This is a genomic window from Arthrobacter sp. UKPF54-2 (genome assembly GCF_007858535.1).
In the GTDB taxonomy this organism is placed as follows: Bacteria; Actinomycetota; Actinomycetes; order Actinomycetales; family Micrococcaceae; genus Arthrobacter.
On sequence record NZ_CP040174.1, the window covers coordinates 3187064 to 3204092 of the forward strand.

Consider the following 17029-nt stretch of genomic DNA (forward strand, 5'->3'; position numbering starts at 1 on the left):
TGAAGCTCAGGCTTTCTTGTGGATCAGCGCCAGGAACATGGCGTCGGTCCGGTGCAGGTGCGGCCAGAGCTGGGCGGTGAGTTCGTGGCCCGCCTCGAGGTGCCCGGTGAGGCTGACGGCGTCCATGGCCGCGCCGGCGTCCAGCAGTTCAAGGTCGTCGCGTTTGCGCAGCGCGTCGCTCACGACGGCGGTCGTCTCGGCCGGGTGCGGCGAGCAGGTCACGTAGGCCACCACACCGCCGGGCTTGACGGCGTCGAGCGCCGACTTGAGCAGTTCGCGCTGCAGCGGCCCCAGGTCCACGAGGTCCTTGGGGGTGCGCCGCCAGCGGGATTCCGGGCGGCGGCGCAGCGCGCCCAGGCCGGTGCAGGGCACATCCACCAACACCCGGTCGAAGCTTTCGGCCATTTCAGATCCGACCTCCCGGCCGTCGCCGGTACGGACGTGCCAGACCTCGTGCGGCACCGCGGCCAGGGCCTGGCGGACCAGTTTGGCGCGGTGGGGGGCCGGTTCGTTGGCGAGCAGGGTGGCACCGTGCTGACGCGCGAGGGCACCCAGCAGGGCTGCCTTGCCGCCCGGGCCGGCGCAGAGGTCCAGCCAGCGTTCGGCGCCGGCCGTGCCGCCGTCGCCCGCGGAGCCGCCGGCCAGGTCCACGGACGCCAAAGCCCGCGCCACCAGCTGGGAGCCGACGTCCTGGACCCGAGTGCTGCCCTCACGTACGGAGGCGAGGCGGCCCAGGTCCCCGCCGCTGGAGAGGGCGGATCCTTCGACCAGCTCGCCGGGCGTGGCGCCGCTTTCCAGGGCTTCGTCGAGGCTGCCGAGGCCCGGCAGCGCCACGAGGTTCACCACGGGCGCTGCGTTGTCCGCTTCGAGGAGCTCGTCGATTTCGGTGACCGGGCGCCCGTGCGCCACGAGGGACTGCCGGAACGCCCGGACGATCCACTCGGGGTGGGCGTAGCGGACGGAGGCCACCTTGGTCTGGTCCTGCTCGTCGCTGAGCAGCAGGTCGAGCCATTCCTCGAGGGTGTGCGCGGAGACCTTGCGCAGGACGGCGTTGATCAGCCCGGACGGTCCGGCGCCGATCACGGCGCGGGCCAGGCCCACGGTCTCGTCGAGGGCGGCATGCGCGGGCACTCTCATGGCGAGCAGCTGGTGCGCGCCGATCCGCAGCGCGTCCAGGATGGCCGGGTCCAGCTGCTCGAGCGGGCGGTCCACGCAGCGGGCAAGAATCGCGTCGTAGGTGCCCTGGCCGCGCAGGGCGCCGTAGCTCAGTTCGGTGGCGAACCCGGCGTCGCGCTTATCCAGTCCGTGGTGCCGGATCCGGGCCGGCAGGACAAGGTTCGCGTAAGCGTCCTCGGCGGCCACGGCGCGGAGGACCTCGAAGGCCACCAGCCGGGCCGGGTCGGCACGCCGGGTGCGCTGGGAGGGAGCGTTTTCGGTGAAACCGCGCTGCGGGCCGCGGTTCCGTTCCCGGCCTTGCGCGTTCCGCTTCACACCGCCCCGTGGACCCCGGTGGCCCTCGCCGCCGCGGCCGCCGTGCCCCTGTCCGCGGTTGCCGTTGGATCCGGATTCGCTCATTCGAAGACCACGCTTTCCAGTGTTGCCTGTCCGCGCGCCCAGTCAGCGGCGGTCATCATTTTCTTGCCCGCGGGCTGGACCCGGGTGAGTTCAACGGGGTGCGAGCCGGTCCCGACCAGGACGGCTTTCCCGTCCAGGGCCAGCTGTCCCGGGCGCAGCGGTTGCGCCCCTGGCCGGAGCAGCACCGGTTCGAGCTTCACACGCTGCCCCTCCAGCGTGGTCCAGGCGCCGGGTTCCGGCGTGACCCCGCGGGACCGGCGGCCAAGCGCGAGGGCCGGCTGCTGCCAGTCGAGGCGACCGTCCTCGAGGGTGAGTTTGGGGGCCAGGCTGACCTCGCCCTGCTGCGGGACGGCAGCGGCTTTGCCGGCGTCGACGGCCGAAAGCGTCTGGGTCAGCAGCACGGCGCCGCTGTGCGAGAGGCGTTCCAGCAGCTCCCCCGCGGTGTCCTCAGGCCGCACGGCCTCGGTCAGGGTGCCGAACACCGGACCGGTGTCCAGGCCTTCTTCGAGCCGGAAGGTCACGGCGCCGGTGATGTCGTCACCGGCGAATAGGGCGCGCTGCACCGGCGCCGCCCCGCGCCAGGCCGGCAGCAGCGAAAAGTGCAGGTTGATCCAGCCGTGCCGGGGGATGTCCAGGGCCGCCCGCGGGATGAGGCCGCCGTAGGCCACGATCGCGGCGACGTCGGGCGCGGCCGCTTCGATCCGGGCGGTCACGGCGGCGTCGACCTTCGCGGCGTGGATGATCTCGATACCGAGTTCCGCGGCGCGGGCGGCAACCGGCGAGGGCGTCAGCACGCGCTTGCGTCCCAGCGGGGCGTCCGGCCGGGTCAGGACGGCGACGACGTCGAAACCGGCGGCGACGAGGGCGTCCAGCGACGGAACCGCGACGGCCGGGGTTCCCGCGAAGAGGACCCTCACTGGCCGGTTCCGAAGGAGGAGCCGGCGCCGAAGCTGCCGCCTCCGAAGCTGGAGCCAACCGTCTTGGCCCGCTTCGACGTCGTCTGCTCGGTGATGGAGTCGTAGTTAGCGTTGCGGATGGCGCGGAGCGCCGCTTTGCGGTCCTCGCCCTGGAGCCGGTCGGTGAAGAGGATTCCGTCCAGGTGGTCGGTCTCGTGCTGGAAGACGCGGGCGAGCATTCCCTCGCCCTCCAGCTCCACAGGGTTGCCGTGCACGTCGACGCCGGTGACCCTGGTGGCGCGGTGCCGGCGGACCGGGAAGCCCAGGCCCGGGATGGAGAGGCAGCCTTCCACCTCGTCCGGCTGGAAGTCCTCGCTGTTTTCCAGCACCGGGTTGATGATGTGGCCCTCGACGCCGCGGATGCGGTAGGTGAAGACCCGCTGGCTGATGCCGACCTGCGGCGCGGCCAGGCCGGCGCCCTCCACGTCCTCCATGGTTTCGGTCATGTCGGCAACGAGCTTCTCCAGCTCAGGCCCGAATTCCGTCACGGGATCGGCAACTGTGCGCAGCACAGGGTCCCCGATGATGCGGATATTCAAAATGGCCATGGGTAATCGGTCCTCACGGTGGGCGGCTACAGGGTTCCGTCCAGTTTAGTGGCAGGCACCGGTTTCCGGCTCAGCGGGCCGCCGGCGGAGCGATCGGCAGCAGGGCGGGTCCGGCGGCCACCGTGTCGGCGGACATCTCCCAGACGCGGCGCAGGGCGCAGAACTTCCACCAGTGGTGCTTGAGCACCTCCGGGTTGGCCCGCTGCGGCCGGACCTCCGTCTCGCCGATGGCGACGGCGAGGAGGAGCGGGGAGTCCCCGTGCTGCCAGGGTTCCCACTCCCCCGCCACCGGATCCACCAGGCTTTCCTCGGCTTTCATGCCGGCCACCAGCTGCATCACCACCTTGTCATCGAGGGGCTTGACCGTGCCGTCGCGGCTGGTTCCCTTGGTCTTGTAGTCGATGAGGCAGGTGCGGCCGTTGATCCTGGCGACGAGGTCCAGGGTCCCCGCGTAGCCGACGGTTTTGTTCCACACCGTGATTTCCGGGGCAATCGGTTCCACCTGGAACAGTTCCCACCACTCGTCAAAGCGGGCGGCGAAGGCTTCCTCGCCGTTGGCCGCCAGGGCCTCCCGGGTTTCCTTCATCAGGTGCGGCCGGCCCAGGGCACGGAGGGCCACCTGCTCGCAGTAGTTGTGCACCCGGTCGCCGCGGGCGGCGGCGTCGTCGCGGTAGGTTTCGGCGGCCTTGGCGGCACGGCTGACCGCCTGGCGCACCTTGGCCGGGCTGCCCAGGATGGCCGGCAGCGTGGGATCCGCGGCCAGGCTGTTCGCACCCATGTAGCCGAACCATCCGTCCAGGCCGTGGGGCTGCTGGCCGATCACGGTGGTGATGGAGGGGACGGAGAACTGCTCGGACGTGGAACGTGCGTACATCCGGCCGTAGTCGGTGGCGTAGGCGAGGAGCGGGGCGGTCATAGAAAGACTCTTTCACGGGGGTCGGACGCTGGCGGAAAACAAAATGGCCCGCCCCGCTCTGTGAGCGGAACGGACCATCTTCCAGGTGGGCGATACTGGGTTCGAACCAGTGACCTCTTCGGTGTGAACGAAGCGCGCTACCACTGCGCCAATCGCCCCGGTGCCATTGAATGCTAGCCCACCCCGGCGGAAATCCGAAATCGGCGTTTTCGACGGCGGCGCGGCGGGTTCGGCGACCCGGCCCGCACTTCGCCCGCTGGACAGAGATGGCCGCTTCCCGGGCTCGTTTAGTGGCCACCATTGGCGAATCGGTGGGGCGGGGCGCGGAGGGCAGGTCAGTGCCGCCCCAGGCCGCGCGCCTGGCGCCGTCGTCGTCGGACGCGCCGTCTGCCACCCTGCCCAGGCGACGTAAGGATGGGGGTCGAATTACACATCTGTAATTAGCAAAATCCGCTAGTTTGCAGGGAAGGGCGGGGGTATCCCGGCGCGGAGGGCGTCCCGATTTGTAGATTGCCTGAACCTCCTATAGAGTTCTTACTCGTTGGAACGCGAGGAAATGCCGATTACGGCAGCGAATCGCAGGCAACATTGCGGACGTAGCTCAGCTGGTAGAGCACCACCTTGCCAAGGTGGATGTCGCGAGTTCGAATCTCGTCGTCCGCTCGCAGGACACTGTCACGGCAACAGTTCTTCGGAATTGTGTCTACACGGTGGGTTGGCCGAGAGGCGAGGCAGCGGCCTGCAAAGCCGTATACACGGGTTCGAATCCCGTACCCACCTCGGTGAAAACCCTGGTTTCCGGTCCCGGCCGGATACGAAAGGGGCGATTGGCGCAGCGGTAGCGCGCTTCCCTGACACGGAAGAGGTCACTGGTTCGATCCCAGTATCGCCCACCAAAGCGAGGAAACTCGCTTGACCCAGTACCACCGGCCTTGCCGGAACGGACTAAAATGCGGACGTAGCTCAGCTGGTAGAGCACCACCTTGCCAAGGTGGATGTCGCGAGTTCGAATCTCGTCGTCCGCTCTCTTGTTTCAAAAGTTTTACACATTTCCACTCCGGATCCTTCCGGTTGCGGGCGATTGGCGCAGCGGTAGCGCGCTTCCCTGACACGGAAGAGGTCACTGGTTCGATCCCAGTATCGCCCACCACACTAAGCAGCTCCCCCCCGGGGCTGCTTTTTCGTATCCCTGGCCGGCACTGCGCACAGAGTCTTTCTCCTCTGGGCGTACACCCTTGGCACCTCCCCGTCCGCCAGTTAGGATCGAAAACGCTAGGAGCGATCTGGCTCCGCGACTGAAGGGAGGTGCCCGTGGGATTACTTGACGATCTAAAGGGCAAGGCTCAGCATCTGATTGGTGGCAACGAACAAGCCATCAAGGACGGTATCGAAAAGGCGGGTGATTTCGTCGACTCGAAGACCGGCGGAAAGTACGCCGACAAGGTCGATGCCGCCCAGCGAGGCGCCTCCGACTTCGTGGACAACGCGGACGGCCGGCCGGAAACGGCCCCCGCCGCAGAGCCGCACGTCGCGGAAGAGTCGCCCGTCCCCGGGGAACCCCGGCAGCCGGGCCTCTGACCCAGGTACGTCAGCGAGGTGCCGGTCCCGCCGAGAGGCGGCGCCGGCACCTTCGTCGTTTAACGACCAACGCAATCAAGCGCTAGGACGGCTCGTGGTTTTGACCCTCCCGGGCCAGGGCGGTAAGCCGGGAGACGGCGCGGAAGTACTTCTTCATGTACCCTCCGGTCATCATCTCCTCGGTGAAGAGCTGGTCGAACGGCACGCCGCTGGCCAGGATCGGCACGTCCTTGTCGTACAGCCGGTCGGCGAGCACAACGAAGCGCAGCGCCACGGCCTGCTCGGTGATGGTCTCCACGTTGCGCCAGACGACGCCGTCGATCCCGTCGATCAGCTGCCGGTAGCGGCTCGGGTGGACGCCGGCCAAGTGGTTGATCAGCGTGCTGAATTCATCCTTGGCGACCGTCTTACCGTCAAACTCCGCCTGCATGTGGCGCGCGAGCTCGTCGTTGCGCAGCGGCGCCGGCGCCTTCGGCAGGCCGCGATGGCGGAAGTCCTCGCCGTCGATCCGGACGACGTCGAACTGGTCGGCCAGGACCTGGATCTCGCGGGCGAAGTCGACGGCGGCGAACCGGCCGTCGCCGAGGGAGCCCGGCAGCGTGTTGGAGGTCGCGGCGAGTTTGACCCCGGCGTCGGCCAGTTCGCGCATCAACCGCGACATGAGGACCGTGTCGCCCGGATCGTCGAGCTCGAACTCATCGATACAGACCAGTTTGTAGTGGCTAAGCGCCTCCACCGTCTTGCGGAAGGACAGGGCTCCCACCAGGTTGGTGTACTCCACGAAGGTGCCGAAGGCTTTGGGGCCCGGGGCGGCGTGCCAGAGCGAGGCGAGCAGGTGGGTCTTGCCGACGCCGAAGCCGCCGTCGAGGTAGATGCCCGCCCGCGAGGTGTCCTTCTTGCCGAAGAGCCGCTTGAACAGGCCGTCGCCGTCGCCGGCTCCGACGCCTGCCGCGAATTTTTGCAGGGCATGGACCGCGTGGGCCTGGCTGGGCTGGGCCGGGTCCGGCCGGTAGCTGGCAAAGGACACCTCACCGAAGCGCGGCGACGGATAAAAACCGTTGAGGAGTTCATCCACGGAAACCGCCGGTGTTCTGGCGGCGAGCTGTTCGATCTTTACCAAGGTGGTCCGTTCTGCTGGTCTCGTGTCCCCAGAAAGGATACCGGCAACTGCCCCCTTCCCTTCCGGACGCCGGAACGGACGTGACCAAGGCCATATTTCCGAGTATGTAGGCCGGGGAAGCAATCCTGCCGGGGCGTGGTTAGTGTGGAGGCAGGCCCGGCGCCGCGCACCACCATGGCCCGGCCTCCCGACCGCCCAGTGAAAGGCCATCTTCATGCCCTACCCCGTTGAGCAGAACGAGAAATTCGCCGCCTACGCCCACCCGGAGCGCCTCGTCTCCACCGAATGGCTCGCCGCGGCGATTGACGGCGGCGCGCTCGACGGCGGGAAACTGGTGGTCGTGGAATCCGACGAGGACGTCCTGCTGTACGAAACCGGCCACATTCCAGGCGCGGTCAAGATCGACTGGCACACGGACCTGAACGACGAGGTCACCCGCGACTACGTGGACGGGGCAGCGTTCGCCGCCCTCGCCGCGGCCAAGGGAATCTCCCGCGACAGCACCGTGGTGATCTACGGCGACAAGTCCAACTGGTGGGCCGCCTACGCCCTGTGGGTCTTCACCCTCTTTGGCCACGAAGACGTCCGGCTGCTCGACGGCGGCCGCGACAAGTGGATCGCCGAAGGCCGCGCCCTCACCACGGACAAGCCCGCGGTCACGCCGGGCGAGTACCCCGTCGTGGAGCGCAACGACGCCCCGATCCGCGCCTTCAAGGACGACGTGCTGGCCCACCTCGGCAAGCCGCTGATCGACGTCCGCTCCCCCGAGGAATACACCGGCCAGCGCACGCACATGCCCGCCTACCCGGAGGAAGGCGCCCTGCGCGGCGGCCACATCCCCACCGCGGCGTCCGTCCCGTGGGCCCGCGCCGCGGCGGAGGACGGCACCTACCGCAGTCGCCCCGAACTGGAGGCCCTGTACCTGGACGAAGCAGGACTCAAGGAGGGCGACGACGTCGTGGCCTACTGCCGCATCGGCGAGCGGTCCAGCCATACCTGGTTCGCGCTCAAGTACCTGTTGGGCTTCGAGACCGTGCGCAACTACGATGGCTCCTGGACCGAGTGGGGCAACGCCGTCCGGGTCCCGATCGTCAAGGGCGCGGACCGCGGCACCGTTCCCGCAGGCAAGTAAACTGGGAGCGATGACTACTTCTGCCCTGCCCCCCGCCCTGGCGGACATCGTTGACGATTTCCAGGCCCTCGAGGAAGCCGAGCGGCTGCAGTTGCTGCTGGAGTTTTCCCGCGAACTGCCGGATCCTCCGGCCCGGCTCCAGGACCACCCCGAGCTGATGGAGCAGGTGGTGGAATGCCAGTCGCCGCTGTTCCTGACCATCGAAACGGAGCCGGCCGGTGGTGCGCAGTCCGGCGGTCCGCCGGAGCGCGTGCGGCTGTTCTTCAAGGCCCCGCCGGAGGCGCCCACCACCCGCGGCTTCGCCGGCGTGCTGCACGAGGGGCTCGACGGGCTCAGCCCGGCCGAGATCCTGGCCGTCCCGGACGACATGCCCGAACTCCTGGGCCTCACCCGGGCGATCACCCCGCTGCGGATGCGCGGCATGACGGCCATGCTCGGCCGGATCAAACGCAAAGTCGCTGCCCTGCCGCAGCACGGCTAGGCAGTCCGGTGGCCCGCAAACAGGCGTCCCAGGGAACCCCGGCCACCGCGGCACTCGCGGCGGCCGGGGTTCCCTTCGTTGCGCACCCCTACAGCCATGACCCCGCCGCCGCCAGCTACGGGCTGGAGGCCGCCGAAATGCTTGGGATCGATCCCGCCCGGGTGTTCAAGACGCTGATGGTCGACGTCGACGGGCGCCTCGCCGTGGGCGTCGTGCCGGTCAGCGGAAACCTGGACCTGAAGGCGATGGCCGCCGCCCTGGGCGGCAAAAAGGCCGCCATGGCGGACCCGGCGACGGCGGAGCGCCGCACCGGCTATGTCCTCGGCGGCATCTCGCCGCTGGGACAGCGCCAGCCCTCCCCCACGGTGCTGGACGAGAGCGCACTGGGACTGACGACGATCCTGGTTTCGGGCGGGCGCCGCGGACTGGACCTGGAGCTCAGCCCGGCCGAGCTCATCCGGCTGACCGGCGCGCGTACAGCCCGGATCGGCACTTCCCGCAGCTAGCCAGCCGGAGTTTTCCGGGGCGCGAGCTGCTGCCGGAGCCAGGCCGTGACCAGAGCCTCCCAGCGCTCCGGGTCTACGTTCCATTCCTTGGTGTGCCGGGCCGTGCTGAACGTCTCGAACGTCACCATCTCCGGGTTCTTCTCGGCGAGGGTCGCGGACGGGCCGTAGGGGACGTATTCGTCGTCGACCGAGTGCAGGATCAGCGTCGGCGTCCGGAGCTCCACGGCGCGGGACACCCAGTCCATCGCCTTCAGGTCCACCGGGGCGGCCAGCCCGGTGAGCCGGCGGCCCAGCGGGTGGCTCATCATCAGCTGCCCGTAGCGTCCGACGGCGGACGGGATCCGGTTCAGCTCGGCATGATGCGCCAGCACGTTGACCCAGTTGATCACCGGTGCATCCAGCACCATCGCCCGGATCAGGTGGTGGTAGCGGGAGAGGTCCGCGGTCTGCAGGCAGATCGCCCCGCCCATTGACCAGCCGAAGAGCACCACTTCGCGGGCGCCGTGGTCCAGCGCGTAGGCGATTGCAGCCTCGACGTCGCGCCACTCGGTGGAGCCCAGGCCGTACCGGCCGTCCTGCGCCGAGGGGGCCAGTCCGTCATTGCGGTAGGAAATGAGCAGGCTGGACAGGCCCAGGTCGCGAGCCACCCGGACGGCCCGGAGGCCCTCCTGCCGGCTCGCGCCGCGCCCGTGCACCATGATCGCCCAGACGTCCGACGGCGGCGTTGCGCCCGCCGCTCCCGCCCCTTCGGCCGGCAGTTCCGCCGGCAGGCCGGCCTGCGGGGCGGCGCGGACCAGCCAGGCGGGCGCTGTTCCGCCGTCGACCTCGATCTGCACCTCTTCGGCCGGCAGTCCGAGCGCCGCGGGATCCGGGTGCACGGCCCCGCTCCAGTAGCCACGCCGCGCCGTCGTCAGGTCCCCGCTGTAGACGGCCTCGACCTCCCGCAGCACCGTCTGCTCGGCGGGCGAATAGGACAGGATCCGACCGAGCCGGGCGTGCCCGCGGCCGCCGTCGAAAAAGAACCCGTAGACCCCCTCGACCGTCGAGTCCGGGGTCGCTTTGAGGATGACCTGCAGCTCACGGCCGTCGCGGATCACCGCCAGCACCTCCTGGTCCTCCTCCCGCACCCGGACCGGGGTGATGACACGCCGCGCGAAGTACAAGGCCAGCGCCGAGGAGCCCGCGGCGAGCAGCCCCGCCGCGGCGCTCCCGCCGATGATGCCGCCCACGGCCCACTTGGCATTCCCGTGCACCAGGGGATCGGGCGCTCCGGTTTCCCGAATGCCCGCCGGCAGGGCCCGGGGGCTCCTTCGGGCAGGGGGTATCCGTGGCGGTGGCGGGCGGAAGCGCAGGGTCGAAGCCATGGCACCATTCTTACCGAACCAGCGGCCAACCCCGGCATCCGGCGCACCCGCGGCTCCGTCCGGCCGGGGCGGTGGCCCGGTCCGTGCGGGGCGCTGGCCCGGGGGCTAGGCTGGGGGCATGAGCGACCCAATCGTCATCCTTACAGAAGAGCCCCTCGGCGCGGACGACCGCGTCAACATCGAGACCCTCGTGGCCGACGGCGATTCGCCGCTGGTGGTCCTGGTCCCGGCGAACACCGAGCGCCACCTGCTGGTGGACTTCCTGGAGAACTTGTCCATGCTCGAAATCGCCAAGGCCTTCCGGGAACTGACCGCCCGGCACCCCGACCCCGACGTGGAACGGGCGGCAGCTGCCGAGACCTTGGCCGCCTCGCTCACCGCGCTGGGCGGACTCGGCGGCGGCGTAACCGGCGAAATCGTCGAGGGCAAGGCCGTGGACGGCCTCGTCGCCAAGGTCAAGGAACTCAATGCGGGACAGGCCGTGGTGATCACCCGCCCGCACGCCGTGGCGGACACCTTCCACACCGACTGGGCCAACGAGGCCCAGGACAAGCTCGGCCTCCCGGTGCTGCATCTGTACGCCGGATCGGGATTTATCGGCGACTCCTGAGCGTTGTGGACGTCATGAGCATCTTTAGCAACAAGCCCAAAGTCCAGCCCGTCTCCTCCCCTGCCACCGGGGCCGCAGGGGACACCGCAGCGGCCGCGGCCGGACAAACCGGCGCCACCGAAGCGGGCCCGGTGGAAAAGACCGACCAGCAGTGGCGCGAGGAGCTGACCCCGGAGGAATACCGGGTGCTGCGCCAGGCCGGGACCGAGCGGCCCTACACCGGCGAATACTGGGACACCCACACCGAGGGCGTCTACCAATGCCGGGCCTGCGGCACCGAGCTGTTCACCAGCCGGGAAAAATTCGATTCGCACTGCGGCTGGCCCTCCTTCTGGGCACCGCTGGCGGAGGGCACGGTGCGCTACATCCACGACCGCACCCTCGGGATGGAACGCATCGAGGTGCGCTGCGCGGCCTGTGACTCGCACCTGGGCCACGTCTTTGAGGGCGAGGGCTACGGCACCCCCACGGACCAGCGCTACTGCATCAACTCCGTTTCCCTGAAGCTCGTCCCCGCGGCCGACGCCACCGAAGGCCCCGAAGCCTGAGCCAGCCCCCGCCCGGCTGGAGCTGGATGCCACCCGCCGGGCCGTTTGCCTCAGACATTCTTATGCTCGACCTCTTTTTGAGTTAGCGCTTCTGTTTGCTTGCTACGCTCGCCGTAGACGTTTCCAGCAACCAGAAAGGCGAGCAACGATGACCGTAACCGCCCTCACCGCCCCTGCCCGGATCACTGCCGATTCCCCGGAATGGCAGCAGCTCAAGGCCGCCGCGACGGCCCTGCAGGCCCTCCAGGTCAAGGACGGTTCCGTCCCCGACGCCGCCGACCACCCGGCCGCCGCGGACCTCGTCGCCACCCTCACTGCAGCGGTGACTGCCCTGGCTCCGGCCTTCCCGCACGACGCCGCCTACCTGGCCCTTCTCGTCACCGACTTCCGCCGCTGGGCCGACGCAGGCTTCGGCGTCCCGGACTTCCTCGACTCCCTGCAGGCCTTTCAGCCGCAGCAGCACCGCGTCAACGGCCTCCAGCACCTGGTGGTTTTCCCGATGTACACCCAGAACGGCAGCACCAACCGGCTGGTCGAAGCGGTGCTGATCGAGGTCATCTGGCCGGAATTCATTGACGGCCTGGAGGCGGGCGAATACTCCAACAAGCTCTTCGTGCCGATCCGCTTCCTCGACTTCACCCCCGGCTACGACACCAACTCCGCGGTGCTCTTCCCGGAGACCGTCGCCGTCCGCGAGACCCCCACCTTCACTTGGGGCGCCATCTTCGCCGACCGCGAGGCGGCCCGCTTCCGTCGGGTGCTGCGCGCCGCCGCGGACATCACCTCCCTGGAACTGCCGGCTGACGCCGCGGCCCTGCTCGAGGACCAGGACCTGACCCAGGAAACCTTCGTGATGTGGGACCTCATCCACGACCGCACCCACATGCGCGGCGACCTGCCGTTCGACCCGTTTATGATCAAGCAGCGCATGCCGTACTTCCTGTATTCCCTGGAGGAACTCCGCTGCGACCTGACCGCTTTCCGCGAGTCCGTGAAGATCGAAAAGGACGAGGACGCCGATCCGGAGGCACGCCGGCACGCCAAGCTGGTCCAGTACGCCGTCATCTTCGACCGCATCTTCCGCTTCGCCATCACCGGCAGCCGGGTCCGGAACTATGACGGCCTCGGGGGCCAGCTGCTCTTCGCCTGGATGCACCAGCACCACGTGCTGCACTGGACCGACAGCAAGCTCAGCATCGACTGGGACGAAGTTGCCGACGTCGTCGTTGAACTCGGCGCCAGGATCGAGGAACTGTACTGGCGCTCGATCGACCGCCCCAAGACGGCCCACTGGCTGGCCGCCTACGAGCTGATCTCCGGCACTGTCACTCCCAACCCGGCGTCGGTCTGGGCCAAGGGGCCCGACGCCCTGCCGCTGGACGGTCCGCCGCGCGGCCTGACCGATCAGGTGCTCGACGACGAGTTCCCGCTCTCCATGTTCTACGAAGCGCTGGAGAAGAAGATGCGCACCGTAATCGAATCCACCGCAGGCATCACGGGGACGTCCGATACGGGCTCGACTAACGCTGCACTGAACGCCGGATGAGCGCCGGCCGCACACTGAACGTGCTGGTCGCGGGCGGCAGCGGTCCTTCGGGGATCGCCGTCGCCCGCGCCCTGCGCAACGCCGGACACGCCGTTTTCACCGTGGGCTCGGACCGGGCCCGGATCGAGGCCGCCGCGGCCGAGGCCGGCAGCGGTGTGGTGCCGATGGTCTGCGACCTTGCCGATCCGGCGGCGGTCCGGTACCTCCGCGCAACACTCACGGAACAGGCCGGGCGCGTCGATGGCGTGATCCACCTGGTGGGCGGCTGGCGCGGCGCGAAGGGCATCACGGACCAGAGCGATGAGGACTGGGACTTCCTGGAACGCAACGCCGTCACCACCCTCCGCAACGTCAGCCGGGCTTTTTACGACGACCTGGCCGCCTCGGACACCGGGCGCCTGGCCATCGTCTCGTCCACCGCGGTGGCCAGCCCGACGGCGGCCGGCGCCAGCTACGCGGCGGCCAAGGCGGCCGCGGAAGCCTGGACCCTCGCGGTGGCCGACGGGTTCCGCCGCGCCCAAGCAGGACACAAGGAGGAGCCCGTGGAGCAGCAAAGCGCCGCCGTGATCTTCGTGGTGAAGGCCCTCGTGGACGCGGGCATGCGGGCGAAGTCCCCGGAACGCACCTTCCCCGGCTTCACCGACGTCGAAGACCTGGCCGCTGCCGCCGTCGGTCTCTTCACCGCCCCCGCCGCGGAACTGAACGGCCGGCGGCTGCCCCTTAGCCGGTAAGCCGGCACCTCTAGACTGGAAGTGTGAGTAACGAGATGACCAGCACGGTCGAAAAAAACATAGTTGACACTGCCCCGGCCAGCACCACGGAGCGGCTCCACGACCCCTCCGTCCGCGGCTTCGCCTCGGACAACTATTCCGGAGTGCACCCGGAGGTCCTGGCGGCCCTCGCCGCGGCCAACGAGGGCCACCAGGTTTCCTACGGCGAGGACGATTACACCGCCCGGCTGCAGCAGCTGATGGAGGAGCACTTCGGGACGGGCATTGAATGCTTCCCGGTCTTCAACGGCACCGGCGCCAACGTGCTCTCGCTGCAGTCCCTGCTGCCGCGCTGGGGCGCCGTCATCTGCGCCTCCACCGCCCACATCAACATGGACGAAAACGGCGCCCCCGAGCGGATCGGCGGCATCAAGCTGCTCCAGGTCCCTACGGAGGACGGCAAACTCACCCCCGCCCTGATCGACCAGGAAGCCTGGGGCTGGGGCGACGAGCACCGCGCCCAGCCGCTGGCCGTGTCCATCACCCAGACCACCGAACTCGGCACCTGCTACACGCCCGAGGAGGTCCGCGCGATCGCGGAGCATGTCCACTCCAAGGGAATGAAACTGCACATGGACGGCGCCCGGCTGGCCAACGCCGCCGCCCACCTCGGCGTGCCGCTGCGGGCGTTCACCCGCGACGCCGGCGTGGACATCCTCTCCTTCGGCGGCACCAAGAACGGCCTGCTCTTCGGCGAGGTTGTGGTGGCGCTGAACCCCGACGCCGCCCACGGCCTGGTCTACCTGCGCAAGATGAACATGCAGCTCGCCTCCAAGATGCGTTTCATGTCGGCCCAGTTCATCGCCCTGCTCGAGGGTGATCTGTGGCTGCGTTCGGCGTCGCACGCCAATGCGATGGCGGCCCGGCTTCGCGCCGGCGTCGAGTCGATCCCCGGCGTCGAGCTGAGCCAGAAGACCGAGTCCAACGGCGTCTTCGCCGTCCTGCCCGCCGGTGTGGCGGACCGGCTGCGGAAGTCCTTCCGCTTCTACGACTGGAACGAGGCGGCCCGCGAGGTCCGCTGGATGTGCTCCTTCGACACCACCGAGGAAGACGTTGATTCCTTTATTGCCGCGATCAAGCGCGAGCTCGCGGACGCCTGACCGCAAGGCTGCGCACCCGTCCGGCCCGGCAGGGCGGCGAGCCTGCGGGGCCGGGACGGCGCCCGTGCATACCCTGTCACTGTGAACGCCCTCGACCAGGTTCCGGCGGATTTCCTCTTCGCTTTGGGAACCCTTCGAAAAGCACGGTGCCGCAGCGAGTTGCGCCTCGACGAGATCCCGGCGCCCGGCCGGCTCGCGCCCTTCGCCGTGGCGCTCGGCGCGGAAGTGGTGGTCCCCGGCGACGGCGCCTCCGGAGCGGTCCACGGCCCGGCGGCCGCCGCACTGGCCCCCGCGGCCGGCAGCGACGACGTCGAACTCGCCACCGGCCGCTTCATCCTCCTGCACGACCCCGACGGCTCCGCGGTCTGGGACGGCGAATTCCGGATCGTCACCTACATCCGCGCCCAGCTGGAACCGGACATGGGCAACGACGAGATGCTCGGCTCCGTCGCCTGGACCTGGCTGGTGGAAGCACTGGAAAACCACCAGGCCGACTACCGTTCAGCCGGCGGCACGGCCACCCGGGTGCTCTCCGAGAGCTTCGGCACGCTGGCGGACCGGCCCGGAACCATCGACATCGAACTGCGCGCCTCATGGACGCCGGCCGGCCGCGACATCACCGCGCATCTGGAGGCGTGGTCGGACATGGTCTGCACGTTTGCCGGCCTGCCGCCGCTGCCAGAGGGCGTCTCCGCACTGCCGCGCCGGCGTCCCCGGCTGGCATGACCGGGCCCGGCCATGCACCGCTTCGGCCTGCAACGATGGCAATGTCGGTAAACTGGAGTCATCATGACCCCTCATAATCCGGAAATCACCACGGCCAACACAGCCGCAGCCACCAACCCTGCCGCCAGTACGGCCAGCGCTGCGGACACGGCAACCCACATCACGGTGGAAGGCTTCGACAGCCTGGTCCCCGAGGTCATTGATCTCGACGCCCCGCGTGACGGCGTTCCGCTCGTCATCGAAACCCGGGCAGGACTGGAGCGCTGCGCGGCAGCCCTGGCCGCGGGCCACGGCCCCGCGGGGGTCGACGCCGAACGGGCATCCGGATTCCGTTACGGCCAGCGCGCTTTCCTGGTCCAGATCCGCCGCGAAGGCGCCGGCACCTGGCTGATCGACCCTGAGCCGTTCGGCGACCTCAGCATCATCAACGACGCACTGCGGGGCGTCGAATGGATCCTGCACGCCGCCAGCCAGGACCTCCCCTGCCTCTCCGAACTCGGCATGTGGCCGGACAAGCTCTTCGACACCGAGCTCGCCGCCAGGCTGGCGGGTCTGCCCCGGGTGGGCCTCGCCGCCGTGATCGAGCAGCTCCTCGGCTTCGGACTGGCCAAGGAACACTCCGCCGCCGACTGGTCTACCCGGCCGCTGCCCGAACCGTGGCTACGCTACGCCGCGCTCGACGTCGAGGTCCTCACCGAGCTGCGCGAGGAGCTGATCGAACTCCTCACCGCAGACGGCAAGCTCGAGTACGCAGAGCAGGAATTCGCCGCGATCCTCGAGGCCGGCCAGGCCCCGCCGCGCGTCGACCCGTGGCGCAAAACCTCCGGGCTGCACCAGATCCGCGACCGCCGCCAGCTCGCGGCCGTCCGCGAACTCTGGCTGGAGCGCGACTCACTCGCCCAGAAGCGCGACGTCGCCCCCGGCCGGCTCATCCCCGACTCCTCCCTCGTGGCCGCCGCGAAGGCCATGCCCACCACCGTGCCGCAGCTGCTCGGCACCAAGGGCTTCCACGGCCGGGCCGCGCAGCGCGAGGCCCCGCGCTGGCTGCGCTGCATCAGCACCGCCCGCAGCCTCGAGGAACTGCCGCCGCTGCACCTTCCCACCAACGCTCCCCCGCCGCCGCGCGTCTGGGCCGACCGGGATCCGGAAGCCGCGGCACGCCTTGCCACCGCCAGGCCCCTGCTGCAGGCCCGGGCCGAGGAACTGAACCTGCCGGTCGAGAACCTGCTCACTCCGGACTACCTGCGCCGCGTGGCATGGCGCCCGCCGGCCGAGATCAGCGAGGAAGGCATCGCCGAGGAGCTCCAGAACCTCGGGGCCCGCCAGTGGCAGATCCAGCTCACCGCCCCGTTGATCGCCGAAGCGTTCCTGAACCCGCAGCCGCTGCCGCCGAAAGAGGCCAAGGCAGCCGCCACCGGAACGGCCGACGCCCCGTCCGAAGCCCCTTCCTGACCCGCCGGCTCCGCCTCCTTGCCAGCTAAGTTACTCATGAGTAACATTGCTGGTGATGTCGCCTGGATCATTCGAGCCCGTCCCGACCCCTAGGGCCCGGG

Annotated in this window: 17 protein-coding genes and 6 tRNA genes; 16 read left to right on the forward strand and 7 right to left on the reverse strand. The window is 69.3% G+C overall.

From position 1 onward, the window contains the following. Window positions 1-6 precede the first annotated feature (6 nt). From E7Y32_RS14680 to E7Y32_RS14700, 5 genes are all read right to left on the reverse strand, one after another. Window positions 7-1575 carry an RsmB/NOP family class I SAM-dependent RNA methyltransferase gene (locus E7Y32_RS14680; protein WP_146337770.1) on the reverse strand — a complete coding sequence of 523 codons (1569 nt, stop codon included), beginning with the start codon at window positions 1573-1575 and terminating at the stop codon, window positions 7-9. Beyond that, window positions 1572-2492, reverse strand: a complete 921-nt coding sequence (fmt, locus tag E7Y32_RS14685) for a methionyl-tRNA formyltransferase (protein WP_146337771.1) — start codon at window positions 2490-2492, stop codon at window positions 1572-1574. Before fmt ends, E7Y32_RS14680 begins: the two co-directional genes overlap by 4 nt. Next, on the reverse strand, window positions 2489-3079 hold the full coding sequence (gene def, locus E7Y32_RS14690; protein ID WP_146337772.1) for a peptide deformylase: 591 nt from the start codon (window positions 3077-3079) through the stop codon (window positions 2489-2491). Before def ends, fmt begins: the two co-directional genes overlap by 4 nt. Before the next feature lie 70 nt (window positions 3080-3149). After that, window positions 3150-3995, reverse strand: coding sequence for a cytochrome (locus E7Y32_RS14695; RefSeq protein ID WP_146337773.1), 846 nt, complete (start codon window positions 3993-3995; stop codon window positions 3150-3152). 86 nt (window positions 3996-4081) lie between these two features. Beyond that, a tRNA-Val gene (locus tag E7Y32_RS14700) sits at window positions 4082-4153 on the reverse strand. Window positions 4154-4585: 432 nt separating this feature from the next. Between E7Y32_RS14700 and E7Y32_RS14705 the strand changes: the two genes are divergently transcribed. The 6 genes from E7Y32_RS14705 to E7Y32_RS14730 all read left to right on the forward strand — a co-directional run bounded on the left by E7Y32_RS14705 (window position 4586) and on the right by E7Y32_RS14730 (window position 5573). Further along, window positions 4586-4658 (forward strand) — tRNA-Gly (locus tag E7Y32_RS14705). Between the two features lie 46 nt (window positions 4659-4704). Beyond that, a tRNA-Cys gene (locus tag E7Y32_RS14710) sits at window positions 4705-4775 on the forward strand. Window positions 4776-4816: 41 nt separating this feature from the next. Next, window positions 4817-4891: transfer RNA gene (locus E7Y32_RS14715), tRNA-Val, on the forward strand. A gap of 56 nt (window positions 4892-4947) precedes the next feature. Further along, window positions 4948-5020, forward strand: a tRNA-Gly gene (locus tag E7Y32_RS14720). A gap of 50 nt (window positions 5021-5070) precedes the next feature. After that, window positions 5071-5145: transfer RNA gene (locus tag E7Y32_RS14725), tRNA-Val, on the forward strand. Window positions 5146-5300: 155 nt separating this feature from the next. Further along, window positions 5301-5573: an antitoxin gene (locus E7Y32_RS14730; protein ID WP_395940428.1), complete on the forward strand. Its 273-nt coding sequence runs from the start codon at window positions 5301-5303 to the stop codon at window positions 5571-5573. An 82-nt stretch (window positions 5574-5655) separates the two neighbouring features. Here the strand turns inward: E7Y32_RS14730 and zapE are convergent, their stop codons facing one another. Next, on the reverse strand, window positions 5656-6693 hold the full coding sequence (zapE, locus tag E7Y32_RS14735) for a cell division protein ZapE (protein WP_146337775.1): 1038 nt from the start codon (window positions 6691-6693) through the stop codon (window positions 5656-5658). A gap of 214 nt (window positions 6694-6907) precedes the next feature. On the opposite strand from zapE, the gene E7Y32_RS14740 reads away from it, so the two are divergent. Genes E7Y32_RS14740 through ybaK form a run of 3 tightly spaced genes read left to right on the forward strand, consistent with a single transcriptional unit; the run spans window position 6908 to window position 8812 of the window. After that, window positions 6908-7825, forward strand: a complete 918-nt coding sequence (locus E7Y32_RS14740; RefSeq protein ID WP_146337776.1) for a sulfurtransferase — start codon at window positions 6908-6910, stop codon at window positions 7823-7825. Between the two features lie 10 nt (window positions 7826-7835). Beyond that, a complete protein-coding gene (locus tag E7Y32_RS14745; RefSeq protein ID WP_146337777.1) occupies window positions 7836-8306 on the forward strand; it encodes a SufE family protein in 471 nt (156 codons plus the stop codon). 8 nt (window positions 8307-8314) lie between these two features. Next, the gene (gene ybaK / locus E7Y32_RS14750; RefSeq protein WP_146337778.1) at window positions 8315-8812 is read left to right on the forward strand and encodes a Cys-tRNA(Pro) deacylase; all 498 of its coding nucleotides are present in this window, start codon (window positions 8315-8317) and stop codon (window positions 8810-8812) included. On the opposite strand, the gene E7Y32_RS14755 is transcribed toward ybaK, so the two are convergent. Continuing rightward, window positions 8809-10065, reverse strand: coding sequence for a S9 family peptidase (locus E7Y32_RS14755; protein WP_261382465.1), 1257 nt, complete (start codon window positions 10063-10065; stop codon window positions 8809-8811). The genes ybaK and E7Y32_RS14755 overlap by 4 nt on opposite strands. A 229-nt stretch (window positions 10066-10294) precedes the next feature. Here E7Y32_RS14755 and E7Y32_RS14760 point away from each other — a divergent pair, with 229 nt between their 5' ends. From E7Y32_RS14760 to E7Y32_RS14790, 7 genes are all read left to right on the forward strand, one after another. Continuing rightward, on the forward strand, window positions 10295-10786 hold the full coding sequence (locus E7Y32_RS14760) for a hypothetical protein (RefSeq protein ID WP_146337780.1): 492 nt from the start codon (window positions 10295-10297) through the stop codon (window positions 10784-10786). 14 nt (window positions 10787-10800) lie between these two features. After that, complete coding sequence (gene msrB / locus E7Y32_RS14765) at window positions 10801-11334, forward strand: peptide-methionine (R)-S-oxide reductase MsrB (RefSeq protein WP_261382466.1); 534 nt, start codon at window positions 10801-10803, stop codon at window positions 11332-11334. Between the two features lie 148 nt (window positions 11335-11482). Continuing rightward, a complete protein-coding gene (locus E7Y32_RS14770; RefSeq protein WP_146337781.1) occupies window positions 11483-12880 on the forward strand; it encodes a DUF6421 family protein in 1398 nt (465 codons plus the stop codon). Then, window positions 12877-13611: an SDR family oxidoreductase gene (locus tag E7Y32_RS14775; protein WP_146337782.1), complete on the forward strand. Its 735-nt coding sequence runs from the start codon at window positions 12877-12879 to the stop codon at window positions 13609-13611. The genes E7Y32_RS14770 and E7Y32_RS14775 overlap by 4 nt, the downstream gene beginning before the upstream one ends. A 35-nt stretch (window positions 13612-13646) precedes the next feature. After that, window positions 13647-14750 carry a low specificity L-threonine aldolase gene (locus E7Y32_RS14780; protein WP_146338758.1) on the forward strand — a complete coding sequence of 368 codons (1104 nt, stop codon included), beginning with the start codon at window positions 13647-13649 and terminating at the stop codon, window positions 14748-14750. An 81-nt stretch (window positions 14751-14831) separates the two neighbouring features. Further along, a complete protein-coding gene (locus tag E7Y32_RS14785; protein WP_146337783.1) occupies window positions 14832-15476 on the forward strand; it encodes a DUF3000 domain-containing protein in 645 nt (214 codons plus the stop codon). A gap of 63 nt (window positions 15477-15539) precedes the next feature. Continuing rightward, window positions 15540-16928, forward strand: a complete 1389-nt coding sequence (locus E7Y32_RS14790; protein WP_146337784.1) for an HRDC domain-containing protein — start codon at window positions 15540-15542, stop codon at window positions 16926-16928. The last annotated feature ends 101 nt before the right edge of the window (window positions 16929-17029 follow it).